The organism is Devosia aquimaris (assembly GCF_020169335.1).
In the GTDB taxonomy this organism is placed as follows: domain Bacteria; phylum Pseudomonadota; class Alphaproteobacteria; order Rhizobiales; family Devosiaceae; genus Devosia; species Devosia aquimaris.
Window position 1 is genome coordinate 2,286,294 of sequence record NZ_JAIEZN010000001.1, and the last position, 25,404, is coordinate 2,311,697.

Here is a 25,404-nt window from a genome sequence, read left to right on the forward strand (position 1 = left end):
CACGATGATCTGAGATCAGCGACACGATGGTCTGATTTGCACGATGCGCGCTGGCGGTGTCGGTCAACACTGTTTAAGCTGATGCTCGGGAAGCCAAATTTCGTGGCCTGAAACGAGCAATGCGAACGCATGTCGATCAAAGCCGCCGTCTATCATCTCACGCACTACAAATATGACCGTCCGGTCTATTTGCAGCCCCAGATCATTCGGCTGCAGCCGGCGCCCCATTCCAAGACCAAGGTGCTGAGCCACTCGCTCAAGGTATCTCCGGCGCTGCATTTCGTGAATGTGCAGCAGGACCCCTACGGCAACTTCCTGACGCGCTTCGTTTTTCCCGAACCGGTGACCGAGCTCAAGATCGAGGTCGATCTCGTTGCCGACATGACAGTCTACAATCCCTTCGACTTCTTCGTCGAGGAGAGCGCCGAGACCTGGCCGTTCCAATATCCCGACGACATCCGGCCCGATCTGTCGATCTACATGCAGCCCGAGCCAATCGGCCCGCAGATGCAGCAGTTCCTTGACGGCATCGACAAGACCCCGATGAACACGGTGAACTTCGTCACCGCCATCAACGCCTCCATCCAGCGCCGCCTCGACTATGTCGTGCGCATGGAGCCCGGCGTCTGGGCACCCGATGAAACCCTGGCCAATGGCCGCGGCAGTTGCCGCGATTCCAGCTGGCTGCTGGTGCAGACCCTGCGCCATCTCGGCTTTGCCGCCCGCTTTGTCTCGGGCTATCTCATACAGCTCAAGCCCGACCTGGTCTCGCTCGATGGCCCGGCCGGCACCGACCATGACTTTACCGATCTGCACGCCTGGTGCGAAGTCTACCTGCCCGGTGCAGGCTGGGTGGGTCTGGATCCCACTTCGGGACTTCTGACCGGCGAGAGCCATGTGCCGCTGGCCGCGACGCCGCATTATCGCAATGCTGCGCCCATCTCCGGCTTTGCCTCCTTCGCCGAAGTTGATTTCAACTTCGAGATGCGCGTCGATCGCGTTGCCGAACACCCCCGCATCACCAAGCCCTTCTCGGACGCCAGTTGGGACAAGCTCGACGCCCTGGGCCACCAGGTCGACAAAGTGCTGGCCGACAACGACGTGCGCCTGACCATGGGTGGCGAGCCCACCTTCGTCTCCATCGACGATTTCGAGTCTGACGAGTGGAACACCGGCGCAGTCGGCCCGACCAAGCGCACCCTCGCCGATGATCTCATTCGCCGCCTGCGCACGCGCTTCGCGCCCAATGGCATGCTGCACTATGGCCAGGGCAAGTGGTATCCCGGCGAAACCCTGCCGCGCTGGACCTTCTCACTCTATTGGCGCCTTGACGGCAAGCCGATCTGGTCCGACGACAAGCTGATCGCGCGCGAAGGCGTCAAGACCACGGCCACCCACGAGGATGCCCGGCGCTTCCTAAATGCCTTCGCCACCAATCTGGGGTTGACCGGAGAGACCATCGCCGAGGCCTACGAAGACCCGGGCGAATGGCTGCTCAAGGAAGCCAAGCTGCCCGACAACGTCGACCCCGCCAATTCCGAACTGGCCGACCCCGAGGCGCGGTCGCGTATCGCCAAGGTCTTCGAGCGCGGCCTGACCAAGCCCACCGGCTATGTACTGCCCGTGCAGCGTTGGAACGCGGCAGCGTCGAGCCCCTGGCTCACCGAAGTGTGGAAGACCCGGCGCGGCAAGCTCTTCCTCGCGCCCGGCGACAGCCCCGCAGGCTATCGCCTGCCACTGAGCTCGCTGCGCCACATCAAGCCGGTCGACTATCCCCATGTCGTCCAGCAGGACCCTGGCGCGCCGCGCGGTCCCCTGCCCGATCCGGTTGAACTGCTGGCCCGCCAGAAGACTGGGTTGGAAGCCGATCCGCGCGCCCAGACCACATCGTCCTTCACCGCCTCCAGCGAACAGCAGGACCGCACCGAGCAGGAGATCAGCGAGATCGAAGGCGTGGTGCGTACCGCCGTCACCGCCGAGATCCGCGATCACCGCCTCTGCATCTTCCTGCCCCCAGTCGAGCGGCTGGAGGATTATCTCGAGCTGATGGCTGCTGTCGAAGCTGCCGCCAAATCGGTCGGCCAGCCGGTTCACGTCGAGGGCTATGCCCCCCCGCACGATCCGCGTCTCAACGTCATTCGCGTGGCGCCCGATCCCGGCGTCATCGAAGTCAATATCCACCCGGCCTCAAGCTGGGACGATTGCGTGGCCACCACCACCGCCATCTATGAGGAGGCTCGGCTCTCGCGCCTGGGCGCCGACAAATTCATGATCGACGGGCGCCACACGGGCACCGGCGGTGGCAACCACGTCGTTGTCGGTGGCGCCACCCCGCACGACAGCCCCTTCCTGCGCCGCCCCGACCTGCTCAAGTCGCTGGTGCTGCACTGGCAGCGCCATCCGTCGATGTCCTATCTGTTCTCGGGCCTGTTCATCGGCCCCACCAGCCAGGCGCCGCGCTTCGATGAAGCCCGGCACGACAGCCTCTACGAACTTGAAATCGCCATGGCGCAGGTGCCCCATCCGCAGTCGGGCCAACCCGCCCCGCTGCCCTGGCTGGTCGATCGCCTATTCCGCAACCTGCTGGTCGACGTCACCGGCAACACCCATCGCTCCGAGATCTGCATCGACAAGCTGTTCTCGCCCGATGGCCCCACAGGTCGGCTGGGCCTGGTGGAATTCCGCGGCTTCGAGATGCCGCCCAACGCCCGCATGTCGCTGGCCCAGCAGGTGCTGGTCCGAGCCCTGATCGCCCGCTACTGGACCGATCCGCTCGATGGCAGTTTCACCCGCTGGGGCACCAGCCTGCATGATCGCTTCATGCTGCCCCACTACGTCTGGCAGGATTTCCTCGACGTCATCGCCGATCTCGAACGGCATGGCTTTGCCGTCGATCCCGCCTGGTTCAACGCACAGCTCGAGTTCCGCTTCCCCTTCTGCGGCGAGGTCGAGTACGACGGCGTCCGCCTCGAGCTACGCCAGGCGCTTGAACCCTGGCATGTCATGGGTGAACAGGGCGCCATTGGCGGCACGGTGCGCTTCGTTGACAGCTCCGTCGAGCGCCTCCAGGTCCGGCTCGACGGTATCAATCCCGAGCGCTATGCCGTCACCTGCAACCAGCGCAATGTGCCCCTGCGCACCACCGACCAGGCGGGCACGGCCGTCGCTGGCGTCCGCTACAAGGCCTGGCAGCCCGCTTCGGGCATGCACCCGGCCCTGCCGGTGAACACGCCACTGGTCTTTGACATCTACGACCGCTGGACCCAGCGCCCGGTTGGCGGCTGCGTCTATCATGTTGCCCACCCGGGCGGCCGCAATTACGAGACCTTCCCGGTCAATGGCAACGAGGCCGAGGCGCGCCGCCTCGCCCGCTTCGTGCCCCACAACTACACGGCTGGTGGCTATGACCTGCGGGCGGAAAAGCCGGCGGACGAATTCCCGCTGACCCTTGACCTGCGTCGGCCGCCGCGCTTCTGGTAGGCCATGGAAATGCGGAATCAAAAGCGCGGCAAGCCCCCGGCCGGACCCAGCATCGTGGCAGGCTACCGCCTGCTTCCCGGCGTCCCCGACGAGATGATCGATGCCCAGGGCGCAGTGCGCCCGGGCTGGACCAAGCTCATGGCTGCCTTCGACACGCTCGGACCCAGCGAACTGGCGGCACGATTTGAGCGGGCCGATCAATATCTGCGCGACGCCGGCGTGTTTTATCGCACCTATGATGGCGCCGAGAGCAAGGAGCGCGATTGGCCGCTCGCCCATGTGCCACTGCTGATCTCGGAGGCAGACTGGGCCCGCATCAGTGCCGGTCTGATCCAGCGCGCTGAACTGCTCGAAACCGTGGTCTCCGACATCTACGGAGACAACACGCTTGTACAACAGGGCCTGCTGCCGCCAGAGCTGGTGGCGCGCAACAGCGAGTTCCTGCGCCCCCTGGTTGGCATCCGCCCCACGAGTGGGCACTTCCTGCATTTCTGCGCCTTTGAGCTGGGCCGCGGCCCGGATGGCGCTTGGTGGGTTCTGGGCGATCGTACCCAGGCACCGTCTGGCGCCGGCTTTGCGCTGGAAAACCGCGTCGCCACCACCCGCGCCCTCAGCGACATCTATTCCGACATGAATGTGCAGCGGCTCGCGGGGTTCTTCCGCAGCTTCCGCGACACCCTGTTTGAGGACGCCAAACGTGACGGCGGCCGCGTTGGCATCCTCAGCCCCGGCCAGCTCAACGAGACCTATTTCGAGCACGCCTATATCGCCCGCTACCTTGGCCTCATGCTGCTTGAAGGCGAGGACTTGGTCGTCGAGGACGGCAAGGTGATGGTTCGCACCGTCTCTGGCCTGAAACCGATCAGCGCGCTTTGGCGGCGCATGGACGCTTCCTTCGTCGATCCGCTGGAATTGCGCTATGATAGCCGCATCGGCACGCCCGGCATGGTGGACGCCCTGCGCCATGGCTCCATCTCGATGATCAATGCCCTCGGTACCGGGCTTCTGGAAACCCGCGCCCTGGCAGCCTTCCTGCCGCGCATCGCCCGCAAACTGCTCGACGCCGACCTGCTGCTGCCCGAGATCGCCACCTGGTGGTGCGGCCAGCCTGGGGAGCAGCGCCATGTGCTCGACAATCTCGACAGCATGATGATCGGTCCGGCGTTTGCGACCAACCTGCCCTTTGAAGACCAGCAGAGCACCCGGCTGGGATCAGACTATTCGGATGATGAGAAAAGCGCCGTGCGCGAGCGCATCCTTGCCGATGGCGTCAACTTTGTCGGGCAGGAGCGCGTGCAGCTCTCCACCGCGCCGGTCTATGTCAACGGCCAGCTGCAGCCGCGTCCGATCAGCCTGCGCGTCTATGCGGCCCGCACCCGCGACGGCTGGACCATCATGCCGGGTGGCTTCGCCCGCGTTGGCTCCGGCGCCGATGCCTCCGCCATTGCCATGCAGCGCGGCGGCCAGGCCGCCGACGTCTGGGTCATGTCATCAAGCCCGGTCGAGCGCATTTCCCTGCTACCGCAGGATGGCCAGAAGCTGGTCCGCAACTCACCCGGAAGCCTGCCCAGCCGCGCCGCCGACAATCTGATCTGGCTGGGGCGCTATGCCGAGCGCTGCGAAGCCACCGTGCGCATTCTGCGCGCCTACAACGCCCGTCTTGCGGAATTGTCGCGGCCCGAAATGCCCTTGCTGAAGCATTGCGCGGCCTTCCTCGAGACGATCGACGTCGATGCCGCCGAGGGGATGCCGGAGGGCCTGCTGTCGGCCATCGACAGCGCTGTTCGCAGCGCCGGCCAGATTCGCGACCGTTTCTCCCCCGATGGCTGGCTTGCGCTCAATGACCTGCAAAAGACGGCCCTTCGCTTTGCGCGGCGCGTCCAGCCGGGTGACGACTCCACCCGCGCCATGACGGTGCTGCTGCGCAAGCTGGCCGGCTTTTCGGGCCTGGTGCACGAAAACATGTATCGCTTCGCCGGTTGGCGTTTCCTTGAGCTGGGCCGCCGTCTGGAGCGTGCGGTGCAGATTGCCCGCACCACGTCCTGGCTGACCCGGCCCGACGCCCCCGATGGTTCGGTGGAAATGCTGCTCGAGATCGGCGATAGTGTCATGACCCACCGTCGGCGCTATTCCGTGGCCGCCGGGTCCCAGAGCGCGATCGATCTTCTGGTGCTCGATCCGCTCAATCCGCGCTCGGTTCTGTTCCAGCTCACCGAGTTGCGCGCTCAGATCGCCAAGCTCCCCGGCGGCGTCGAAGACGGCCAGCTGTCAGAAGCCGGCAAGGCAGCGCTTCGCCTGCACACCGACCTGCGCATCGTCGAACCCTCCGAAATGACGCCGGAGCGGCTTGATCGTCTGGCCGCGGACATCGGCATCCTGTCCAGCCTCGTGGCTGCGGCGTACTTCGTGTGACCATCATGCTCTACGATATCCGCCTCAGCCTGAACTACGACTACAAGGCCACGGTGCATGGCGGTCGCCACCTGGTGCGCGTGTCGCCTATATCCGTGCCGGGCGTGCAGCGCGTCGTTGCTTCAAGTCTGAGCTTCGAACCCCGCCCGCAGCGCGAAAGCAGCTTCACCGATTTCTTCGGCAATCTGGCCACGACCGTCACCTATATCGACCCGCACGACAGCCTGGAGATCCGACTGACGGCTCGCGTTCAGGTCGAGGATGTCCCCCCGCCGGCCGACCTGTCGCCGACAATGCCGGAATTGCACGAAGCGATTGCGCGCTATTGGTCCGTCGAACCCGACAGTCCGCACCATTTCCTGGCCAGTTCACCACGGGTCCCGCTCGACACGGCCATCACGGCCTATGCTGCCCAGGCCACGGCGACAGCGCCCTCGGTCTTCACCGCGGCCAATGCCCTGTGCCTGGCGATCCATCGCGATTTCGCCTACGACCCCAAGGCCACGGACGTGCAGACGCTGCCCTCGACCGTATTTGCCCTGCGCAAGGGCGTCTGTCAGGACTTTGCCCATGTCATGATTGCCGGTCTGCGCGGCCTTGGCATCCCGGCCGGTTATGTCTCTGGATTTCTGCGCACCAATCCCCCGCCCGGCAAGCCGCGCCTTGAAGGGGCAGACGCCATGCACGCCTGGGTGAGGGCGTGGTGTGGCCAGCATCTGGGCTGGGTCGAATTCGACCCCACCAACGCCATGATCGCCGGCGCCGACCACATCTCCATCGGCCATGGCAGGGACTATTCCGACATTTCCCCGATCGTGGGCGTCCTCAAGACGCATGGCTCGCACGAAACCAAGCAATCGGTAGACGTGCTGCGCGTCGAATAGCGCGTAAACACTTTCTTCACTTTTTAGGGAACCAAACGGCCTCTCCCCCCGTTTAAGCTGTGTGACGCTCGTCGGCGTCATCTGCAGATGCCTGGTGCCTTTCGCTTGCGGCACCCGCATTCTTTCAGGGGGATGAAATGACTACTTTGAACATTAAATCAGCAACCCGCGTCAGCCGACTGTCCGACATGTGGATCGGCCGCACCGGGCAGGCACATTTTGGTCGCGTATTGACCGCCTTTGGCCCTGCTCTCCTCATTTTGGCCACGGCGGGCGTTATCATGGCTTCAATACTTTAAGCCTCGCCTGCACAACTTCATTGTCCGGAGATTTCCCATGAGTACCATTCTGATCATTATTCTGATCCTGCTGCTGATCGGCGCGCTGCCCAATTGGGGCTATTCGCGCGGCTTCGGCTATTTCCCGTCCGGCATTGTCGGCGTGATCCTTGTCGTTGTCCTCATCCTGGCACTGACCGGTCGCCTTTGATGATCATTGCCGCTTGACGGCGGCATCGGCACCGACACCTATAGTATTGACGCCAAAGTGAAATGTGGTGGGCCAAGGCAGACAGTGTCGCGCTGGCCCATCTGAACGACCGGCGGTTCATTGGGCCGCAGGCAACAGCATCAAACAGGAGCCTCACATGGCAACCACTTCCGACCTCGCACCCGGCCGCCGCAAGGCGGCTGCCAGCCGCGCCACCGCCAAGGCGCGTGAAGAGCAGCTCGAAGACCAGATCGGCCAGCTGCAGAACGACCTCAAATCCATCGCCGCAACGCTGTCCAAGCTCACCGGTGAAAAGGTCAATGAGGCACGCGACGTTGCCAAGACTGAGTTCCGCCAGATCAGACGCCAGGGCCAGCATGTCATCGATGATGTGCAGGACCAGGCCAGCGTCGTGGAAAAGCAGCTCAAGGACACCATCCGGGAAAAGCCGCTGACCGCCGTGGCAGCGGCGGTCGGCATCGGCTTCATTCTGGCCCTGCTGTCGCGGTAACAGGTCCTATGTATCTGTTGACCTCGCTGGCGAGCCTGCTGGGCTTCGAGCTTGAGACCATCTCTGAACAGGTCAAGCGCAAGCTTATCGCCGGTGTACTGATGGCAATGCTGGGCATGGCCGGGGTGATCTTCCTGGTGATTGCCGGCTACATTGCCCTGTCCGAACAGCTGGGTCCTGTGATTGCCGCGCTGATCTTCGGTGGTGGCTTCCTGGTGCTGACCTTGGCTGTCTATCTTGGCACGCGCATCGGTGAAGCCAAGCGCCAGCGCGAGGCCGTGGAGCGCCGCCGCTCCAGCCAGACAGGCGCCTTCCTGACCACGGCAGCGCTGACGGCGCTTCCCGTGATGCTCAAGTCGCCATGGCTCAGGACGCTCGGCATTCCGGCCGCTGCCATTGCCGCCCTGCTGGTGGCCAGCAACAGTGGCGAAAAAGACGACGAGTAAATCAGAAGGGGCCGCACGCTGCGGCCCCTTCCTGCATTTCAAGCCGCCACATCAATCCCCGTTGGGAGCTTCGGGTCCCGGCAGCGCACTATCGATCCGGCCAGTCGCCCAATAGGCCAGAAGGCCGATCCATTCCTTTAACGCCACGCCCGTGGTGACAAAGTTGAGCACCGGATTGACGATATCAACGCCGATGCCCTCCTGCCCCGTGCTACGATAGTCCGTGGGCCAGGGGATCACCGACAGACCTGCCTTGCGGAACAGGCCCACGGATCGGGGCATGTGGAAGGCCGACGTTACCAGCAGCACCTGTCCATCCACCGCACCCAGCAGGTCGCGGGTCAGATCGGCGTTTTCATCGGTATTGCGCGACTGGTCTTCCAGCATCAGCCGGTCGCGATCGATGCCCATGTCGATGAACAGTCGCGCCGCGATTTCAGCCTCGGGCAGCACCTCGCCCTCAAGCGCCCCCGAGCCGCCACTGACAAGCACCCTGGCATCAGGGTAAAGCCGGGCCAGCCGCAGTGTCTCCATTAGCCGGTCCCCGGCATCATTGAGCTCAGTGATGCCGCGCACCGCACTCACCCGCCCCACGGTCGCCCCGCCCAGCATGATGATGGTCGACACGCCTTGCGGCATCTCCGCCGGCCGGGCGAAGCGATCCTCCAGTGGCCTGATCATCACAAAGCCCAGTGTGGTGAAGCTGCTCACCCCGAGCAGCAACACGCCCACGCCGGCCACGATCAAGCCCGCGCGTACCCTGCGTCGGGCCACAAGCACGCCACCGGCTAGGGCGAGCAGGAAAATCAGGCTCAGCGGCTGCACCACCAGCCAGAAGATCTTTGACAGCACGAAGAACATGGCCGGGACTCCCTTAGGCACGTCCCCGACGCGATAGCGCGTCCAGGCGATGCTGACCATGACGAATTCTGCTTGCTATCTCCCCGGCTTCTGCTTTTGTTGCAGGCGGAGAAGGTTGTCAGCCTCATAAAAAGGCAACCACCAACAGGAAGGTGCCTGCCACGCGCAGGTCTGGGTGAGCATGGCGATTGCGACGGCATCCGGTGAGCAGCAGATCCCAGTCGTCGCCGTGCGCGACCTGCATAAGTCCTTCGGCGCGCTTGAGGTTCTCAAGGGCATATCCTTTTCCGCCCGCGAAGGTGAAGTCGTCTCGCTGATCGGCTCGTCAGGCTCCGGCAAGTCCACGCTCTTGCGCTGCATCAACATGCTCGAAGTGCCCGATAGCGGCACCGTCAGCATCGATGGCGAGGAGATTCGCCTGCGCGGCGCAGCCCAGCAGCGCCAGATCGCGGACGAAAACCAGATCCGCCGCATCCGGTCCGAACTGGGCATGGTGTTCCAGAGCTTCAACCTTTGGGCGCACATGACCATTCTGGAAAATGTCATGGAAGCGCCACTGGTGGTTCAGCGCAGGAACCGGGCTGAAGTCGAGCAGGAAGCCCTGGCCATGCTGGGCAAGGTTGGCATCCGCGAGAAAGCAGATGCCTATCCGGCCCAGCTATCCGGTGGCCAGCAGCAACGCGCTGCAATTGCCCGCGCCCTCTGCATCAATCCCCGCGTCATGCTGTTTGACGAACCCACCTCTGCGCTCGACCCCGAGCTGGAAGTGGAGGTGCTGCGCGTCATCAAGGTCCTGGCCGACGAAGGCCGCACCATGGTGCTGGTCACCCATGACATGGAGTTCGCCCGCTCCGTGTCCGATCGCGTCATTTTCCTGCATCTGGGCATGATCGAAGAGGAAGGATCGCCCGAGGCCGTGTTCGGCAACACCCAGTCGCCCCGGCTCCGCCAGTTCCTCAACGCCGCAAACCACCAATAAGCCGACCCGTCGCCGATCAACCGGCGACGCTAGAAGACCCAAAGGAGATACTGATGAAAAAACTCATTCTCACCGCTGCTGCGCTCCTGGCGCTGGGCGCCTCCGCCCAGGCCCAGGAGACGGTGCGCATTGCCACCGAGGGCGCCTATGCGCCCTGGAACTTCCTTGATGACGCAGGCAAGCCGGCCGGGTTCGAAATCGATCTGGCGGCCGCGATCTGTGCCAAGGCCGAGGTGACCTGCGAAGTCATCACCAACGACTGGGATTCCATCATCCCCAACCTGCTGGCCGGCAACTACGATGTCATCATGGCGGGCATGTCGATCACCGACGAGCGCATGGAAACCATCGACTTCACCCAGAACTACTTCCCACCCGATCCGTCGCGCTTCATCGCGCCGAGCGGTGCCGGCCTCGACATTGCCAATCTAGAAGGCAAGCGCGTCGGCGTCCAGGGCGGCACCATCCAGGCGGCCTATGCGGAAGCCAACCTTGCCGGCAAGAACACCGTCGTGTCCTTCGGCACCGCCGATCAGGCCATGGCTGATCTGGGCGCCGGCAATCTTGATACCATCCTGGCCGACGGGGCCTATCTTGAGCCCGTCGTGGCTGCCTCCGGCGGTGCCTTTGAACTGGTGGGCGAAGACGTGATGATCGGCAATGGCGTCGGCGCCGGCCTGCGCAAGGATGAAGCCGAACTCAAGACCAAGTTCGACGACGCCCTGACCGCCCTCAAGAAGGACGGCACGCTGGACGGCCTGATCGCCAAGTGGTTCGACGGCCGCGGCCCGTACTTCACCGAATAATTCAACCCGCCCGGTCACGCGACCCTGTGAAGGGTGGCGCGACCGGGCACCGCGCCAGGCGGACGAGGGAGCAGGCATTGCCTTTGCCGATCCAAACCACATCCAGTCGACCTCGCGCGTCCGTTCAGCACGCCCTCGGCCGGACCAGCCCATGATGGACGATGTCAATTTCTGGCTGGGCTACCTCACCAACGGCAAGCACCTCACCTGGTATGCCAGCTTCCAGTTCACCATTTTCGCGGCCGTGGTCGGCGGCTCACTGGCTGTTGTCTTCGGCCTGATTGGCGCCACCCTCAAGAACTCCCGCTTCTGGCCATTGCGCCTGATCGGCTCGACCTATTCGTCCATCGTGCGTGGCGTGCCGGACGTCCTGTTTTTCCTGTTCTTTCCGCTCGCCTTCGAGCAGGGCGTGGAATGGGTCATGGCCTCCCAGGTCTGCACGCCCGACACCATCGCCGCGCAGTCCGCCGCCTGGCCGCCCTGCAAGGAGGCCAACTGGTTCCTCGGCACACCCGAATACCTCATCCTGGCCTCTGTCTCGCTGGGCCTGGTCTATGGCGCCTTCGCCACCAACGTCATCCATGGCGCCATGCGCTCGGTGCCGCGCGGCCAGCTCGAGGCCGCCCGGGCCTATGGCATGACGGCCCGCCAGGTACTCTGGCGCATCCATATCCGCCAGATGTGGATCTACGCGCTGCCCGGCCTCTCCAATGTCTGGATGCTCATCGTCAAGGCAACCTCCCTGCTCTCGCTGCTGCAGATCGCCGACATAGTGCTCTGGGCCGACCGCCTGGGCGCGCCAAACTTCCTGCCCGCCGTGGGCCTGGTGCATGAAGACTGGCGCTGGCGCTATTACCTGGTGCTGTTTGTCTTCTACATTCTCGTCACACTGGTGTCCGAACGCGCCTTTGCTGCGCTGATGCGGCGTGCCGGGCGCGGCATTCTGGTGGAGGCACGCTGATGGATCGCCTCCTCACCGAAATCGGCCTGTTCGCCCCGGCTGTCGTGTTCAACATCTATTTCGCCGCGGCCTCGATCCCGCTGGGATTCGTCATGGCCGTGTTCCTGGCACTGGGCAAGAATTCGACCAATCCGCTGATCTCGCGCCTTAGCCGGGGCTACATCTACGCCTTCCGCGGCTCACCGCTCTTCATCCAGTTCTTCATGGTCTATTCCCTGGCGCTGTCGTTCAACGTCGGCGTGTGGAAGCCGCTGGGGATTTCGTGGTTCGTGCTGCATCCGCTGTTCATCGGTCCGCTGGTGCTGGTGCTGAACACGGCTGCCTACACCGCCGAGATCTTCTATGGCGCCCTGCGCGCCGTGCCGCGCGGCGAGGTCGAGGCGGCCCGTGCCTATGGCATGAGCCGGCGCCAGCAATTCCGCCATGTCATCTGGCCCAACCTCATCCGCCTGGCCTGGCCGGCCTATACCAATGAGGTTGTCTTCCTCTTCCACGCCACAGCCATCGTCTATTTCGCGCTGCCGGTGATCGGGCAGCAGAAGGATCTGATGATCACCGCCAAGGAGCTGTTCGAGCGCGACTACAATGCCTTCCTGCATTTCTCAGTGGCCGCACTCTATTTCCTGGCTGTATCGCTGGTGGTGTTCTTCCTGTTCGGACTGGTCTATCAGCGGCTCATGCGTCATTTGCCGGCAACGCCCGGCATGCGCTTTGCGCCCAAGTGGATCCGGTAGCCAAAATGAAGATCATCGCCGACCTCTGCATCGTCCCGATGGGCGTAGGCCCATCCGTCTCCAGCTATATCCGCGACGTTGCCGATATCATCGCGCGCTCCGGCCTTACCCATGTCATGCATGCCAATGGCACCAATATCGAGGGCGAGATGAGCGAGGTCACCGCGGTGGTCGAGGCATGCTGCGCCCATCTCAACCAGCGCGGCGTCGAGCGGGTGTTCTGCACAATGGTATTTTCCACCCGCATCGACAAACCTCAGACCATGGCCGACAAACTGGCCAGTCTTGCGCCCGAGGGCCGTCCATGACCTTCACATTGCACCAGACCGTCCTGGCCGGTGACACGCCCGGTGCCGCCACAACGCTCTGTTACTACACCATGGGGCCCGAGGACGCCGCGACCCGCGTGCATATCCAGGCGGCACTCCACGCGGACGAACAGCCCGGCACCATGGCGCTGCACCATTTGCTGCCGCGACTGCGCGACGCCGATAGTGCGGGCCAGCTGCGGGCGCAAATCACCGTCTTCCCCTCGGTCAATCCGTTGGGCCTGGCGACATCCAGCCTGCGCCATCATATCGGCCGCTACGACACCCAGACCGGCATCAACTACAATCGACGCTGGCCTGACCTCTATCCGCTCATCGCCGCCGATCTGCAGGGCCGCCTCGGGCCAGACGGCGCGACCAATCTCCGCACCATTCGTGCCGCTGTGCTAGACTGGATCGACAGCCAGACGCCGGTCACCGCCATACAGCGCCTGCGATTGCTGGTCCTGCGCTCGGCTGCCGCCGCCGATATTGTGCTGGATCTTCATTGCGATGACGACAGCCTCAAGCACATCTTTACCTCGCCCGAGCTGATGCCGGGCCTGCAGGATCTGGCGGACTGGATGGGCGTGGCGGCAACGCTGACCGCCGAGGACAGCGGCGGCGGCTCCTTCGATGAAGTTCTGCCCACGCTCTATCGCAAGGCGCGCTTGGCCCATCCTGACCATCCCGTCCCTATTGGCGCGGAAACGGCAACGCTTGAGTATCGCGGACGGGCCGACAGTTTTGACGATCTGGGGCAGGCCGATGCGGCAGGCCTGTTCGGCTTTCTGGCATCGCGTGGCCTGATTGCGGCCGACCCCGGCCCACGCCCACAGCCGGCGCCGCAGCCCACGCCCTTTGAAGCCACCGAAGTGTTGCGCGTCGATGCGCCGGGCCTTCTGGCCTACCGCGTTGCCTTGGGCGACCGCGTCACTGCCGGACAGCCCGTCGCCGATCTCATTGCCATGGATGGCCCCGAGGCCTTCCTGCAGCGCACGCCCATTCTCGCGGGCACCGACGGCTTCGTGCTCTCCCGTGTCATGGGCAAATATGTGCGCCGTGGCGACAGCATCGCCAAGATCGTTGGCACGGCCGTCTTGCCCACGCGGGCCGGCGGCTATCTGTTGGAAGACTAGCTGGCCAGCCGGCCCAAAGCGCGCTCGGCTTCGGCCTTCACCTCGGCGGCACGGCCGGGCACGTTCTTGAGCAGGTAGAGCGGCAGGTCGATACTGTCCAGCGGCCGCGAGAACAGGAACCCCTGCAGCTGGTTGCAGGCGATCCCAGCCAGGAAGTCGGCCTGTTCGCGCGTCTCGACGCCCTCTGCAGTGATCTTGAGCTTGAGCGTCTTGCCCAGCGAGGCAATGGCCTTGAGAATGTCGCGCGACACCTCATTGTCGCTCGATGCATGAACGAAGGAGCGATCAATCTTGATCTTGTCGAACGAGAACTTCTGCAGATAGCTCAGGCTCGAATAGCCGGTGCCGAAGTCGTCCATCGCGATGCTGACGCCCAGGGCGCGAATTTCAGCGAGCTTTTCCACCACCTGCTCTGGGTTTTCCATCAGCAGCCCTTCGGTGATCTCGATCTCGAGCCGCTCCGGGGCCAGACCGGACACCGCCAGAGCCCGCTGCACCACCTGCGAAATGTCCGAACGCCGGAAATGCTTGGCGGACAGGTTTACCGCCACCGTCAGGTGCTCCGGCCAGGTGACGGCAGCCTTGCAGGCCTCAAAGATGGTCCAGTCGCCGATGTCGACGATCAGATTGGAATGCTCGGCAATCGGAATGAACTCGGCTGGCGCCACCAGCCCCCGGATCGGATGGTTCCACCGGATCAGCGCCTCGAAACCGACAGGCTTTTCGTCGTGGGCTGACACCAGCGGCTGGTAGTAAAGCACCAGTTCGTCATTGCCGATGGCTTCGCGCAGGTCACCCTCCAGCAGCCGCCGTTCGCGCGCCTCCGAATCCATTTCGCTTTCGAACAGGCGATATATCGAACGGCCATCGGCCTTGGCGCGATAGAGCGCCAGGTCGGCATTGCGCAGGATCTGGTCCGGACGCGTGCCGTTGAGCGGCGCCATGGCGATGCCGATGCTCACCCCGACGTTGACCTGCTCGTCATCGATGACATAGGGCTGCTTGATGTCGTGGATCAGCCGCTCGGCCAGCGCCACCACATCGGCCACTTCGCATTCGCTCGGCAACAGCAGGGCAAATTCGTCACCGCCCAGGCGGGCCGCCATGTCGGCGTCGCGCACGACATTGGCAATCCGTCGCGACACCTGCACCAGCAGCTTGTCGCCCGTCATATGGCCGCGGCTATCGTTGACGGACTTGAAGTGATCCAGGTCCAGGAACATCAGCGCGAATGGCGTGCCATAGCGCTCCAGCCGCGCAACGCAGCTGTTGAGGTTTTCGGTAAACTTGGTGCGGTTGAGCAGGCCCGTCATGGAGTCATGATGCGCAAGCATGGTGATGCGCCGCTCGGCCAGCTTGCGTTCAGTGATGTCCGAGCCGGTGCCGATATAGCCCAGATAGGTTCCCACCTCGTCAAAGGCCGGCTTGCCTGTCAGGCTCCACCAGCATTCCGTCCCGTCCGCCACCACCAGGAGGTTGACGTCCTGGAACGTCTCCCGGTTCGCGATATCGGCCTCTAGATGCGCAAACATCGGGTCGCCGGGCGGCGTGATGCAGCGCAGAAAATGGACGAAGTCGGCGCCCATCAGCGCATCTTCTGGCACGCCTGTCGCTGCTGTCAGCCCGGCCGATACTCGATTGATCGCGCCATCGGCATCCGTGCCCCAGATCCAGTCGGAAATGCTCTGTTCGAATTCACGCAGCAACAGGCCGATGATCTCGCCCTTTTCCTCGACCAGCGTTTCCGAGGCGCGATGCGCCACAAACGCCGAGGCGTGGTAGAAGCTGATTGTCACCAGGATGAAGATGAAGATCAGCAGCAGCGCGCCTTGCGCCCAGAACTCGGGCCCATTGTCGAAGGCGGTCACCAGCCCCAGCGCGCCGTCGATCAGCGGGATGATAAAGGCTGCCAGCGCTTGCGGATAGTTGACCAACGCCATCATGGCCACACAGGCCAGCCCGCCCGCGCCGATGACAGCGGCGCCGCGAATGGTGGCGCTGTCGGCGCTGGGCAACAGGTTGAGCACCAGAGCCCACGCAACCCCGAGCAACAGCGCATAGATGATCGTGCGCCGCCCGGTGGTGTTGGGAACTGAATGGGCCGTTGCCTGTGCATGCCGGAAGGCGAGATAAACAGAGTGCAGTTGCATCGCCACAATCACGCCGACGGCCACAGCCACCCAGATGAACCGTGGCGATCCCCAGCTCAGCATCAGGAATACTGCGGCCACAGCCACGGAGGCAGCCAGCATGGCAGGCGTCATTTCTGCCACTGAGCGCAACTGCTGATGCAGCAGCTTCTGGCGGACAAGTGGCGAAAGTCCGTCCGCGCCGATGGCGCGGTCGACAAAACGGTTCACCACTGAAAACAGGCCACTGCCCGGTATGCGGATCATGACCACTATATCGCCCGGGAGCACTTAATATTGCGTATGCTCGTGCGCGGCCGCAGATCATCAGTTTCCGGAAACGTCTTGTTAATCGTTATCGAAACTCTTCTGTTACACGGAAAATAAACTCTAGGGCTTAAGCGGACTTTCAAGGACGCTCTCTAAATTCCGTGTGAAAGGACCAGAAAGGTCCGCTTGGAGAGCGTTGATGAGTTCACATTTCGAATCCGTGCCGGAAGCTGCACTGACCGGGAGCCTGCGCGACTTCCGTTCGCCAGAAGGCCCAGACCTGATGAGCCGCATTACCGGCTTCTATGATTGGCAGAACCTGCGCCGTGAGCATCAGCTCTGGCCCTATGCCCGTTCCACCAGCACAGCGCCGACCGCCCATTGCGAAGCGCGCAGCGACATTGGCGAGGCTTTCTCCGGCATCAATTTCGGCAGCCAGGACTATCTGAGCCTGTCCTCCCATCCCGCACTGAAAGAGGCTGCCATCAAGGCCATCGGCGAATATGGCGTGCACAGCGCCGGTTCCGCCGCCCTGCTGGGCAACACCGCCAATTCGCTGCTGCTCGAACAGGGCCTCTCCGAGTTCCTCGGCGGCCGCGAAGTCGTGCTCTACCCCACTGGCTGGGCTGCGGGCTACGGTTCGGTGCAGGGCTTCGTCCGCGCCAACGACCATGTGGTGATGGATATCCTGGCCCATTCCTGCCTCCAGGAAGGCGCCAAGGCTGCCACGCAGAACATTCATTACCATGGCCATCTCAATCTCGACGCCCTGGCCCGCAAACTCGAGCGCATCCGCAGCGCCGATCCGGACAATGGCATCATGGTCGTCACCGAGAGCCTGTTCTCGATGCACTCCGATACGCCCGATATCGGCGCCATGCGCGCGCTGTGCGACCAGTTCGGTGCGACCCTGCTGGTGGACTGTGCCCATGATCTGGGCTCGATCGGTGACGACGGCCTGGGCCACCTGGGTCTGCAGAACATGATGGACGCCGCCGACATCATTATCGGCAGCTTCTCCAAGACCTTTGGCTCCAATGGTGGCTTCATCGCCGTCAAGACCAAGGCCGCTGCGGAGTATCTCAAGTACTATAGCGCCACCCACACCTTCTCCAACGCGCTCTCGCCGGTGCAGGCTGCCTCGGTTCTGGCCGCCCTCAACATCGTGCGCTCCGAAGAAGGTCGCACGCTGCGCCGCAAGCTGATGGACAACATCCTTTACCTGCGCGCCCAGATGGCCAAAGCCGGGCTCGAAACCCTGGGCGATCCCTCGCCCATCGTGCCGGTGCGCCTGGGGCTGGAAGGCGTTGGCCGCTTTGCCTCGCGCAACCTGATGGCCCTGGGCGGCATTGCCAATCTGGTGGAATATCCGGCTGTGCCGCAGGGCGGGGCACGGTTCCGCTTCCAGGTCATGGCTTCCCACACCCGCGCGGACATCGACCAGGTCGTGCGCGTGTTGGCCGAGGCCATGCACAACGCCGACATCGAGTACCGGCTGGGCCATGAAGGTCAGTCGGATGCAGTCTCCGGCGCAACAGCGGCCGCCTGATCGGAACTTCCCATGGGTCGTGCCCTGAAATTGCTGGCCGTCGACGACGATGCGCCGTCGGCTGAACTGATCGTCCGTGTTGCTGAACGCTGCGGGTACGAAGGTTTCGCGACCTCCGATCCCCGCGGGTTCATCAATCTGGTGGCTGCCCTGCAGCCCGATGTCATCACTGTGGACATTACCATGCCCCACATCGACGCCATCGAGCTGTTCGGCATGCTGGCACAACAGCACTTTGACGGCGAGATCGTCATCATCAGCGGCCGCGATGAGCAGACCCTGCTCATCGCCCAGCGCGCCGCCGAAGCCCTGGGGCTGCGCCAGCCGTCCGTTCAGCAGAAGCCGGTCGATTTTGCCTTCCTGCGCAAGACGCTGAACGCCAATCGCCTCGCCCGCGCCAACTAGACAAGCGCCACACGCATGAATGACAAAGCCCCCGCCAGACATGGCGGGGGCTTTGTCATTCATGCGTGTGGCAGAGACTAGAGCTGCACCATGGCGGCAGCCGGCGTCTTGGGGCCGAGCACAGCCTGCATCTTGCCAAGCAGGCGCGGCAGATCCACCGGCTTGGTGTCAAAGTCGATGCAGCCGGCCGCCAGGGCATTGGCCCGGTCGGATTCGAAGGCGCTCGCCGTCAGCGCGATGATTGGCAATGCTGCCGTTTCCGGATCGGCGTGGATGCGGCGGGTGGCTTCGCAACCATCCATTTCGCCCAGCCCGATATCCATCAGGATCACGTCAGGCATCAGTGCCTTGGCCGCGGCAATCCCCTTTGGCCCGTCTTCGGCAAAACGAATGGAAAAGCCGCGGCGTTCCAGCCGCCGCCCCAGCACGTCGCGGTTGATCGGGTTGTCTTCGACAATCAGCACCAGAGCCATTGTATCGTTCCGTTCTTTCGTCAGACGGCCTTGGCGCGGCCGCGGGTTGCCCGCACAGCCGCCAGCGCAGCTTTGACCTTGGAGGCGTCGAGAGGTTTCATCACCACGCCGTCCGCGCCGGCCGCCAGGGCTTTGCTGCGTTCGGTCAGGATCGAGATCATGAACACCGGGATGCTAGCGGTGATAGGATCGGCCTTGAGCGCGGCCAGCACGTCCCAGCCGTCAAAGCCGGGCATCAGGATATCGAGGAAGATTGCCGCCGGCTTGACTGTCCGGGCGATCTGCAGCGCCGACTGCGGCGCATCGGTGCAGATCGGGGTGTAGTTTTCCTTGCTGAACAGACGCTCGGCCAGTTCAAGGAAATTGCGGTCATCGTCCACCACCAGCAGGCGCTCCTGCCGGTCATGGCCCGGCACATGGCCGCTCATGCCCGCATAGCCTGCCTTGCGCTGGCCCACGTCGGCCTCGCTCTCATCGAGCAGGGCATCGTCCTCATGTGCGCGGCGCCGCACCACATGGATCGGCACTGGCTCGGATTTGACGGGCTCGGGTTGGACCGGCAGCCGCATGGTGAAACAGCTGCCCTTGCCCAGTTCGCTGTCGACGCTGATCTCGCCGCCCATCAGCCGGCACAGGTTCTGGCTGAGCGAAAGGCCCAGACCGGTGCCGCCATAGACGGCCGCGATCTTGGAGCTCGCCTGGGTAAAATTGGAGAACAGCGCCCGCTGCTGCTCCTTGGAAATGCCGATGCCGGTGTCCTTGACCGACACCTCCACCCATTGCCCATCCCGCTTGGCACTCAACGTAATGGTGCCGTTTTGGGTAAATTTGGTGGCATTGGACAGCAGGTTGAAAATGGTCTGACGCAGCTTGGTGGCATCAAGACGGACCATGCCGATGTCGTCGCCGCGCTCCACCACCAGATTGTTGGTGTTCTTGGCAGCCAGGGGGCGTGCCGTGGCCTCCACCTCATTGAGCAGCTGGTCCATGTCGATGTTCTCGACATGCAGCGTCATCTTGCCGGCCTCGATCTTGGAGATGTCGAGGATGTCGTTGACCATCGCCAGCAGGTGCTTGCCGGCGGCACTGATCTTCTGCAGGTCGGCGATCTGCTCCCCACGACCATCCAGTTCGGCATCCTCGAGCAGGATTTCCGAATAGCCCAGCACGGCATTGAGCGGGGTGCGCAGCTCGTGGCTCATCTTGGCCAGGAATTCCGACTTGGCGCCGTTGGCACGCTCAGCCTCGTCCTTGGCGCTGGTCAGTGCCTTGAGGGTGAACTGGTGGCGATCGATTTCCTTGATCAGTTCAGACTGGCTGTCGACGACGGTGGCGTAGTAGGCGGCCATCATGAACACATAGATATTGGCACCCAGAGCCGAGAGGAGCCCCGCAACGACCATCTCGCTGACCGGGATGTTCTCGGGAAATTCGGCAAACAGATAAAGGCCATAAAGGGCCGCCAGCCCGCCGGTGATCAGGCTGATCACGAACACGCGCGCCGACCACGTCGAGCCCAGATACATGAAGGCCAGCAGCGGCACGAGCACCAGCCACACCAGGAACGGCGAGCTCGCGCCACCGTAGTTGTAGGTGCCCCACATCACGCAGAATGTCAGGTTCACCACCGAGGCCATGGCCAGTGGCGTGTAAGCGCGCGGGAACATCTTGACCAGCGCCAGGAACGGCCAGAAGCCATAGATCGAGGCGGCCAGGATCAGCACATGTGGCCAGGGCTGCGGGTCGGCAAACCACAGAAACAGCGGAATCGGCGAGGCGATGATGGGGCCGAAGATATGGCTGATGATGAACATCTGCACACGCTTGCGCGTGTGCAGGTCGCTGGCCATGTGCACCGGAATGAACCAGTTCACGAAAGCCTGGAAGCCAGACGGAATATCCACGACGATGCCTCGCACGATGTGATCCCGCGAGAGTGGACGCAACCCTTTGAAAAGAGGTAAATTTGGCCTGAGAACCCCGATCTATCGGCGTTTTGCCGCCTATAGGCCCAGTTTCGGATGCTCGAACGCCGCGATCACACCGCGCAGTTCCGCCAGCCCCTTCATGCGGCCAATGGTGGGATAGCCCGGCTGCGACCGACGCCCCAGGTCATCCAGGATATCCTGGCCATGGTCAGGGCGCATCGGAATGGTGTGGTCAGGGCGTCCTGCCGCCTTGCGGCGGTTCTCTTCCCGCACGATGGCGGCAATCAGGGCCACCATGTCGGTATCACCACCCAGGTGTTCGGCCTCATAGAACGAGCCGATGAGATCATCATTGTCGCGTTTGACGTTGCGCAGGTGCAGGAAATGCACCTTGTCGCCGAGCCGGTCCATCATGCCCGGCAGGTCATTGTCCGGCCGCGCGCCCAGTGAGCCCGAGCACAGCGTCATGCCATTGGCCGGACTGTCGACGGCCTCCAGAATGTAGCGGTAGTCGTCCTCGGTCGACATCACCCGCGGCAGGCCGAGCAGCGCGAACGGCGGGTCATCGGGGTGGCAGCACAGCCGCAACCCCAGGTCCTCGGCCACCGGCACCACTTCGTCGAGGAAATCAACGAAGTTGGCGCGCAGCCGCTCGCGGCTGATCCCATCATACTCGGCCAGATGGCCGCGCACATCGTCGAGGGTCATCGATTCCGTCGACCCCGGCAGGCCCATGGTCACATTGCGCGCCAGCGCCTTCTTTGCGGGCTCGTCCATGTCGGCAAAACGGCGCGCGGCCTCGTCCGCTATGGCATTGGTATAGTCTGCCGCTGCGCCCGGGCGCTCAAGAATGTGGATGTCGAACGTGGCAAAATCATTGATGTCGAAGCGCATGCAGGAGCCGCCATTGGCCACTTCCCAGCGCAGATCGGTGCGCGTCCAGTCCAGCACCGGCATGAAATTGTAGCAGATCACCTCGATGCCGCTGTCGGCCAGGTTCCGCATGGACACCTTGTAGTTGGCGATGTGCTCGCGCCAGGCGTTCTTCTGCTTCTTCATGTCCTCGGTCACGGGCAGGCTTTCCACCACGTCCCAGGTCAGGCCGGACGGCGTGCCATCCTTGCGCGTGCCGATCTCGGCGTGGCGCTTGGCGATTTCCTCGGGTGTCCAGACTACGCCATTGGGCACATGATGCAGTGCGCTCACCACCCCGGCGGCGCCCACCTGGGTGATGTCGTCAATGCTGCACAGGTCTTTGGGTCCGAACCAACGCCAGGTCTGTCGCACGTCAACACTCCGATTCTTGTATGGTAGTGCCATGCCACACTGGCGGCTGGCGGAAAAGCCCCATTCTGCGCACCTGACCGGCCCTAGCGCAGGTCCTTGTCATAGACAAAGCGCGGCATTTCCCACTTGAGCAGGATAGCCGCCACGCGCAGGCTGAACCCCACTGCCACGGCACCGGCGATCACCAGGTCATGCGGCCAGCCCCAGCTCAGCCCGACGAAGTAGAGCGTGCCGGTTACGGCCGCCACGGTGGCATAGAGCTCCCCGCTGAACACAAGCGGCACGTCATTGCACAGCACGTCGCGCAGGATACCGCCCACGATGCCGGTGATCATCCCGGCCACAATGACAATCACTGGATGCTGCCCCATCTCCAGCGCCACATTGCAGCCGATGATGGAGAACACCACCAGGCCCAGCGCGTCGAGCAGCAGGAACGGCCAGCGCAGCCGGTGCACCACCCGCGCAATGGCAATGGTGAAGATCGCGGCGCCACACGCCAGCACCAGCAGCCAGGGATTGGCCACCCAGGTCAGCGGGTAATGCCCCAGGATGATGTCGCGCGCCGAACCGCCGCCCAGCGCCGTCACGCAGGCCAGCACGCAGACACCAAACCAGTCCATCCGGCGCCGCCCGGCTGCCAGCGCCGCCGTCATCGCTTCCACCGTCACGGCGATATAGAAGATTACGGTCAGCATGCTGGTCCTTGTGGTCAAATCCGGGTTGCGCCGCCCAAGCTATAGATCAATCTGCCGCCGTCCAGCCATCGGAGGTCGCCATGCGTTCGCCCCAGACCGTCAGAGCGCTTGAAACGCTCGGCCGCGTCCGCCTCTCGGACAGCTTCTTCATGCGTGATTTCCTTTATTCCGAAATCGCCGCCATTGCCGGCCTGCCCAATGTCCCCGACGATCCCGAACTGGCCATTGCTGCGGGAACAGCGCTCTGCCAACACCTGCTTGAGCCGTTGCAGGCCCGCTTCGGGCGCCTCGCCATTCGCTCGTCCTATCGCTCGCCTGCGGTCAATGCCTTTGGCAACGCGCATGGTTTCAACTGCGCTCGCAATGAAGCCAACTACGCCGGCCACATCTGGGATCGCCGCGATGCCGCGGGGCATATGGGCGCCACCGCCTGCATCGTCGTGCCGAGCTTTGTTCCCCATTACGAACGCACTGGTGATTGGGAGGCCATTGCCTGGTGGGTGCATGATCACCTGCCCTATCACGACATGCAGTTCTTTCCCCGCTATGCCGCCTTTAATCTCACCTGGCGCGAAAGCCCCGTGCGCAGCATCTATAGCTATATTCCGCCGCGGCGCGGCCAACTCACCCGGCCCGGCATGGCCAATTGGTCGGGCAACCACGCTCAAGCCTATGCAGACCTGATCGCCGGCCAGCCTCAGCGTTAAGTGAAGTCCTGCCGCATGGGCGTGAAAACATCCACCAACCGCCCGGCTTCCAGCGCCACCACGCCATGCACCACCCCGCCCGGCACGATGAAGCTGCCGCCAGCGCCGACCACTTCGGTCTTGCCGCCAATAGTCACCTCGAATCGCCCTTCGGCGACATAGCTCACCTGCACATGCGGGTGGCTATGCAGCGCCCCAACGCCGCCCTTGTCGAAGCCGAACTCAACCTGCATGAGCTCGGGCGTATGGATCAGCACGCGCCGACGATTGCCCGGCGCGACCTCGACCCATTGGCTGGCCTCAGCCTGCGCAAAGAAAACCTGTTCGCTCATCACTTCACCTCGCCAGCCAGCCGCCATCCACCGCAATGGTGGCGCCATGCATATAGTTGGACGCACGCGACAGCAGAAACACTGCCGCATCGCCGATATCGGATGGCACACCCCAGCGCCCTGCCGGAATGCGTCCCAGGATCGCCGCAGACCGCTCCGGATCAGCCCGCAGCGCCTCGGTATTGTTGGTCTCGATATAGCCCGGCGCGATGGCATTCACATTGATGCCCCGCGCCGCCCATTCATTGGCCAGAAGCCGCGTAATCCCCAGTACCCCGCTCTTGGACGCGGTATAGCTGGCCACCCGGATGCCGCCCTGGAAGCTCAACATCGAGGCCACATTGACGATCCGCCCGCCGCGTTCGGCCGCCAGCGCTTGCCGGCCAAAGGCCTGGCAGAGAAAGAACATGGACTTGAGGTTCACATCCATCACCGCGTCCCAGTCTGCCTCGGTGAAGTCGATGGCATCGGCGCGCCGGATAATGCCGGCATTGTTGACGAGCCCGTCGATGGGCCCGTGCTCCGCCCAGGTCGCGTCCAACATGGATTGTGATGCAGCACTGTCGCCCAGATCAGCCTGTACGGCGACGAACGGCGCATCCACCGCCTGCATCAGTTCAGTCGTCTCATCCATGGACGAACGGCCCACGCCGATCACGCGACCGCCGGCCTGGCCGATGCTCAGCGCAATGCCCTGGCCGATGCCGGTATTGGCGCCGGTGACCATGATGGTCTGCCCAGCCAGGCTGAACGCAGACAGATCCATCAGCGCAACTCGTCCATGCCGACCTTGTCGACGTCGGTATAGTCGACATTGTCGCCCGCCATCGCCCAGATGAAGGTATAGGCGCCAGTGCCCACGCCCGAATGGATCGACCAGGGTGGCGAGATCACCGCCTGTTCATTGCGCACGATCAGATGGCGCGTCTCGTCGGGCTCACCCATCAGATGCACAACCAGTGCCGCGGGGTCGAGATCGAAATAGAGATAGGCCTCCATGCGGCGGTCATGCACATGCGCCGGCATGGTGTTCCACACCGATCCCGGCGCAAAGCTGGTCAGCCCCACCACCAACTGGCAGGTCTTGACGCTGTCGGCATTCACATACTGGAAGATGCTGCGCTCATTGGCAGCCTCCCTGCTGCCCAGGTCGAGCCGCTTGGCGTCGGACTGGCGCAATAGTCGCGTAGGATGGCTGGCGTGGGCCGGCGCGCTGAGCAGGTAGAACTTGGCCGGGCTGTCGCTATTGGCCGAGGCAAAGCGGACATCCGTGTTGCCCATGCCGATATAGAGCATGTCCCTGGGACCGACGATGTGATCGACACCATCGACCTTGATGGTCCCTGCCCCGCCCACATTGGCCGCGATCAGTTCACGTCGATCAAGGAACGAACCCGTACCCGTCGGCTTGATGGCCTCAAGCGTCAACGCACTGCCCATCGGCATCGCGCCGCCCACCGCCATGCGGTCGTAGTGCGTATAAGTCCAGTTCACCGCACCTGGCGTGAACAAGGTCTCGATCAGGAAATGCTCGCGCAACTCGTCGGTGTTCATCGTGGCCGCGCTCACCGGATCGATGGCAAAGCGAATGTCGAAATCGGTGCTCATGGCATGGT

24 protein-coding genes are annotated in these 25,404 nt (G+C 63.4%); 15 read left to right on the forward strand and 9 right to left on the reverse strand.

Annotated elements, in window-relative coordinates; genetic code table 11:
* The first annotated feature begins 129 nt into the window (after positions 1–129).
* The 6 genes from K1177_RS10995 (at position 130) to K1177_RS11020 (ending at position 8,222) form a co-directional block, all read left to right on the forward strand.
* Positions 130–3,480, forward strand: coding sequence for a transglutaminase family protein (locus K1177_RS10995; RefSeq protein ID WP_224703340.1), 3,351 nt, complete (start codon positions 130–132; stop codon positions 3,478–3,480).
* A 9-nt stretch (positions 3,481–3,489) separates the two neighbouring features.
* Entirely contained in the window at positions 3,490–5,892 is a 2,403-nt protein-coding gene (locus K1177_RS11000; protein ID WP_396119986.1) for a circularly permuted type 2 ATP-grasp protein, read from the forward strand.
* A 5-nt stretch (positions 5,893–5,897) separates the two neighbouring features.
* Entirely contained in the window at positions 5,898–6,776 is an 879-nt protein-coding gene (locus tag K1177_RS11005; protein ID WP_224703740.1) for a transglutaminase family protein, read from the forward strand.
* 336 nt (positions 6,777–7,112) lie between these two features.
* Positions 7,113–7,265, forward strand: coding sequence for a DUF3309 family protein (locus K1177_RS11010; RefSeq protein WP_224703342.1), 153 nt, complete (start codon positions 7,113–7,115; stop codon positions 7,263–7,265).
* A 157-nt stretch (positions 7,266–7,422) separates the two neighbouring features.
* The gene (locus K1177_RS11015; protein WP_224703343.1) at positions 7,423–7,776 is read left to right on the forward strand and encodes a DUF883 family protein; all 354 of its coding nucleotides are present in this window, start codon (positions 7,423–7,425) and stop codon (positions 7,774–7,776) included.
* An 8-nt stretch (positions 7,777–7,784) separates the two neighbouring features.
* Positions 7,785–8,222 carry a hypothetical protein gene (locus K1177_RS11020; RefSeq protein WP_224703344.1) on the forward strand — a complete coding sequence of 146 codons (438 nt, stop codon included), beginning with the start codon at positions 7,785–7,787 and terminating at the stop codon, positions 8,220–8,222.
* A 51-nt stretch (positions 8,223–8,273) separates the two neighbouring features.
* Here K1177_RS11020 and K1177_RS11025 read toward each other — a convergent pair whose 3' ends face one another.
* Positions 8,274–9,143, reverse strand: coding sequence for a YdcF family protein (locus K1177_RS11025; RefSeq protein WP_224703345.1), 870 nt, complete (start codon positions 9,141–9,143; stop codon positions 8,274–8,276).
* Between the two features lie 121 nt (positions 9,144–9,264).
* Here K1177_RS11025 and K1177_RS11030 point away from each other — a divergent pair, with 121 nt between their 5' ends.
* The 6 genes from K1177_RS11030 (at position 9,265) to K1177_RS11055 (ending at position 14,010) form a co-directional block, all read left to right on the forward strand.
* Positions 9,265–10,062 (forward strand): ABC transporter ATP-binding protein, encoded by a 798-nt coding sequence (locus K1177_RS11030; RefSeq protein ID WP_224703346.1) that lies wholly within the window; start codon positions 9,265–9,267, stop codon positions 10,060–10,062.
* Between the two features lie 53 nt (positions 10,063–10,115).
* Positions 10,116–10,868, forward strand: a complete 753-nt coding sequence (locus K1177_RS11035; protein WP_224703347.1) for a transporter substrate-binding domain-containing protein — start codon at positions 10,116–10,118, stop codon at positions 10,866–10,868.
* Positions 10,869–11,019: 151 nt separating this feature from the next.
* Positions 11,020–11,829, forward strand: a complete 810-nt coding sequence (locus K1177_RS11040; protein WP_224703348.1) for an ABC transporter permease — start codon at positions 11,020–11,022, stop codon at positions 11,827–11,829.
* Complete coding sequence (locus tag K1177_RS11045) at positions 11,829–12,563, forward strand: ABC transporter permease (protein ID WP_224703349.1); 735 nt, start codon at positions 11,829–11,831, stop codon at positions 12,561–12,563. Before K1177_RS11040 ends, K1177_RS11045 begins: the two co-directional genes overlap by 1 nt.
* A gap of 5 nt (positions 12,564–12,568) precedes the next feature.
* Complete coding sequence (locus tag K1177_RS11050) at positions 12,569–12,871, forward strand: MTH1187 family thiamine-binding protein (RefSeq protein ID WP_224703350.1); 303 nt, start codon at positions 12,569–12,571, stop codon at positions 12,869–12,871.
* Positions 12,868–14,010, forward strand: coding sequence for a succinylglutamate desuccinylase/aspartoacylase family protein (locus tag K1177_RS11055; protein ID WP_224703351.1), 1,143 nt, complete (start codon positions 12,868–12,870; stop codon positions 14,008–14,010). Before K1177_RS11050 ends, K1177_RS11055 begins: the two co-directional genes overlap by 4 nt.
* Here the strand turns inward: K1177_RS11055 and K1177_RS11060 are convergent.
* Positions 14,007–16,406, reverse strand: coding sequence for a putative bifunctional diguanylate cyclase/phosphodiesterase (locus K1177_RS11060; protein WP_224703352.1), 2,400 nt, complete (start codon positions 16,404–16,406; stop codon positions 14,007–14,009). The two genes, K1177_RS11055 and K1177_RS11060, sit on opposite strands and share 4 nt — an antisense overlap.
* A 202-nt stretch (positions 16,407–16,608) precedes the next feature.
* Between K1177_RS11060 and K1177_RS11065 the strand changes: the two genes are divergently transcribed.
* A complete protein-coding gene (locus K1177_RS11065; RefSeq protein ID WP_224703353.1) occupies positions 16,609–17,958 on the forward strand; it encodes an aminotransferase class I/II-fold pyridoxal phosphate-dependent enzyme in 1,350 nt (449 codons plus the stop codon).
* A 12-nt stretch (positions 17,959–17,970) separates the two neighbouring features.
* Positions 17,971–18,363: a response regulator transcription factor gene (locus tag K1177_RS11070; protein ID WP_224703354.1), complete on the forward strand. Its 393-nt coding sequence runs from the start codon at positions 17,971–17,973 to the stop codon at positions 18,361–18,363.
* 77 nt (positions 18,364–18,440) lie between these two features.
* Here K1177_RS11070 and K1177_RS11075 read toward each other — a convergent pair whose 3' ends face one another.
* From K1177_RS11075 to K1177_RS11090, 4 genes are all read right to left on the reverse strand, one after another.
* Positions 18,441–18,836: a response regulator gene (locus tag K1177_RS11075; RefSeq protein WP_224703355.1), complete on the reverse strand. Its 396-nt coding sequence runs from the start codon at positions 18,834–18,836 to the stop codon at positions 18,441–18,443.
* 20 nt (positions 18,837–18,856) lie between these two features.
* Complete coding sequence (locus K1177_RS11080; protein WP_224703356.1) at positions 18,857–20,755, reverse strand: ATP-binding protein; 1,899 nt, start codon at positions 20,753–20,755, stop codon at positions 18,857–18,859.
* An 84-nt stretch (positions 20,756–20,839) separates the two neighbouring features.
* Positions 20,840–22,051, reverse strand: coding sequence for a mannonate dehydratase (gene uxuA / locus K1177_RS11085; protein ID WP_224703357.1), 1,212 nt, complete (start codon positions 22,049–22,051; stop codon positions 20,840–20,842).
* A gap of 83 nt (positions 22,052–22,134) precedes the next feature.
* Positions 22,135–22,749 carry a trimeric intracellular cation channel family protein gene (locus tag K1177_RS11090; RefSeq protein ID WP_224703358.1) on the reverse strand — a complete coding sequence of 205 codons (615 nt, stop codon included), beginning with the start codon at positions 22,747–22,749 and terminating at the stop codon, positions 22,135–22,137.
* A gap of 80 nt (positions 22,750–22,829) precedes the next feature.
* Here K1177_RS11090 and K1177_RS11095 point away from each other — a divergent pair, with 80 nt between their 5' ends.
* The gene (locus K1177_RS11095) at positions 22,830–23,456 is read left to right on the forward strand and encodes a hypothetical protein (RefSeq protein WP_224703359.1); all 627 of its coding nucleotides are present in this window, start codon (positions 22,830–22,832) and stop codon (positions 23,454–23,456) included.
* Here K1177_RS11095 and K1177_RS11100 read toward each other — a convergent pair.
* The 3 genes from K1177_RS11100 to kduI are packed head-to-tail and all read right to left on the reverse strand — an operon-like array spanning position 23,453 to position 25,396.
* The gene (locus tag K1177_RS11100) at positions 23,453–23,788 is read right to left on the reverse strand and encodes a cupin domain-containing protein (RefSeq protein WP_224703360.1); all 336 of its coding nucleotides are present in this window, start codon (positions 23,786–23,788) and stop codon (positions 23,453–23,455) included. The two genes, K1177_RS11095 and K1177_RS11100, sit on opposite strands and share 4 nt — an antisense overlap.
* 4 nt (positions 23,789–23,792) lie before the next feature.
* A complete protein-coding gene (kduD, locus tag K1177_RS11105) occupies positions 23,793–24,554 on the reverse strand; it encodes a 2-dehydro-3-deoxy-D-gluconate 5-dehydrogenase KduD (protein ID WP_224703361.1) in 762 nt (253 codons plus the stop codon).
* The gene (gene kduI / locus K1177_RS11110) at positions 24,554–25,396 is read right to left on the reverse strand and encodes a 5-dehydro-4-deoxy-D-glucuronate isomerase (RefSeq protein ID WP_224703362.1); all 843 of its coding nucleotides are present in this window, start codon (positions 25,394–25,396) and stop codon (positions 24,554–24,556) included. The genes kduD and kduI overlap by 1 nt, the downstream gene beginning before the upstream one ends.
* Positions 25,397–25,404: the final 8 nt, after the last annotated feature.

Coding starts and splice junctions, on each gene's coding strand:
- K1177_RS10995 (WP_224703340.1), top strand. CDS start 130: ATGTCGATCAAAGCCGCCGTCTATCATCTCACGCACTACAAATATGAC.
- K1177_RS11000 (WP_396119986.1), top strand. CDS start 3,490: ATGCGGAATCAAAAGCGCGGCAAGCCCCCGGCCGGACCCAGCATCGTG.
- K1177_RS11005 (WP_224703740.1), top strand. CDS start 5,898: ATGCTCTACGATATCCGCCTCAGCCTGAACTACGACTACAAGGCCACG.
- K1177_RS11010 (WP_224703342.1), top strand. CDS start 7,113: ATGAGTACCATTCTGATCATTATTCTGATCCTGCTGCTGATCGGCGCG.
- K1177_RS11015 (WP_224703343.1), top strand. CDS start 7,423: ATGGCAACCACTTCCGACCTCGCACCCGGCCGCCGCAAGGCGGCTGCC.
- K1177_RS11020 (WP_224703344.1), top strand. CDS start 7,785: ATGTATCTGTTGACCTCGCTGGCGAGCCTGCTGGGCTTCGAGCTTGAG.
- K1177_RS11025 (WP_224703345.1), bottom strand. CDS start 9,143: ATGGTCAGCATCGCCTGGACGCGCTATCGCGTCGGGGACGTGCCTAAG.
- K1177_RS11030 (WP_224703346.1), top strand. CDS start 9,265: ATGGCGATTGCGACGGCATCCGGTGAGCAGCAGATCCCAGTCGTCGCC.
- K1177_RS11035 (WP_224703347.1), top strand. CDS start 10,116: ATGAAAAAACTCATTCTCACCGCTGCTGCGCTCCTGGCGCTGGGCGCC.
- K1177_RS11040 (WP_224703348.1), top strand. CDS start 11,020: ATGATGGACGATGTCAATTTCTGGCTGGGCTACCTCACCAACGGCAAG.
- K1177_RS11045 (WP_224703349.1), top strand. CDS start 11,829: ATGGATCGCCTCCTCACCGAAATCGGCCTGTTCGCCCCGGCTGTCGTG.
- K1177_RS11050 (WP_224703350.1), top strand. CDS start 12,569: ATGAAGATCATCGCCGACCTCTGCATCGTCCCGATGGGCGTAGGCCCA.
- K1177_RS11055 (WP_224703351.1), top strand. CDS start 12,868: ATGACCTTCACATTGCACCAGACCGTCCTGGCCGGTGACACGCCCGGT.
- K1177_RS11060 (WP_224703352.1), bottom strand. CDS start 16,406: ATGATCCGCATACCGGGCAGTGGCCTGTTTTCAGTGGTGAACCGTTTT.
- K1177_RS11065 (WP_224703353.1), top strand. CDS start 16,609: ATGAGTTCACATTTCGAATCCGTGCCGGAAGCTGCACTGACCGGGAGC.
- K1177_RS11070 (WP_224703354.1), top strand. CDS start 17,971: ATGGGTCGTGCCCTGAAATTGCTGGCCGTCGACGACGATGCGCCGTCG.
- K1177_RS11075 (WP_224703355.1), bottom strand. CDS start 18,836: ATGGCTCTGGTGCTGATTGTCGAAGACAACCCGATCAACCGCGACGTG.
- K1177_RS11090 (WP_224703358.1), bottom strand. CDS start 22,749: ATGCTGACCGTAATCTTCTATATCGCCGTGACGGTGGAAGCGATGACG.
- K1177_RS11095 (WP_224703359.1), top strand. CDS start 22,830: ATGCGTTCGCCCCAGACCGTCAGAGCGCTTGAAACGCTCGGCCGCGTC.
- K1177_RS11100 (WP_224703360.1), bottom strand. CDS start 23,788: ATGAGCGAACAGGTTTTCTTTGCGCAGGCTGAGGCCAGCCAATGGGTC.
- kduD (WP_224703361.1), bottom strand. CDS start 24,554: ATGGATCTGTCTGCGTTCAGCCTGGCTGGGCAGACCATCATGGTCACC.
- kduI (WP_224703362.1), bottom strand. CDS start 25,396: ATGAGCACCGATTTCGACATTCGCTTTGCCATCGATCCGGTGAGCGCG.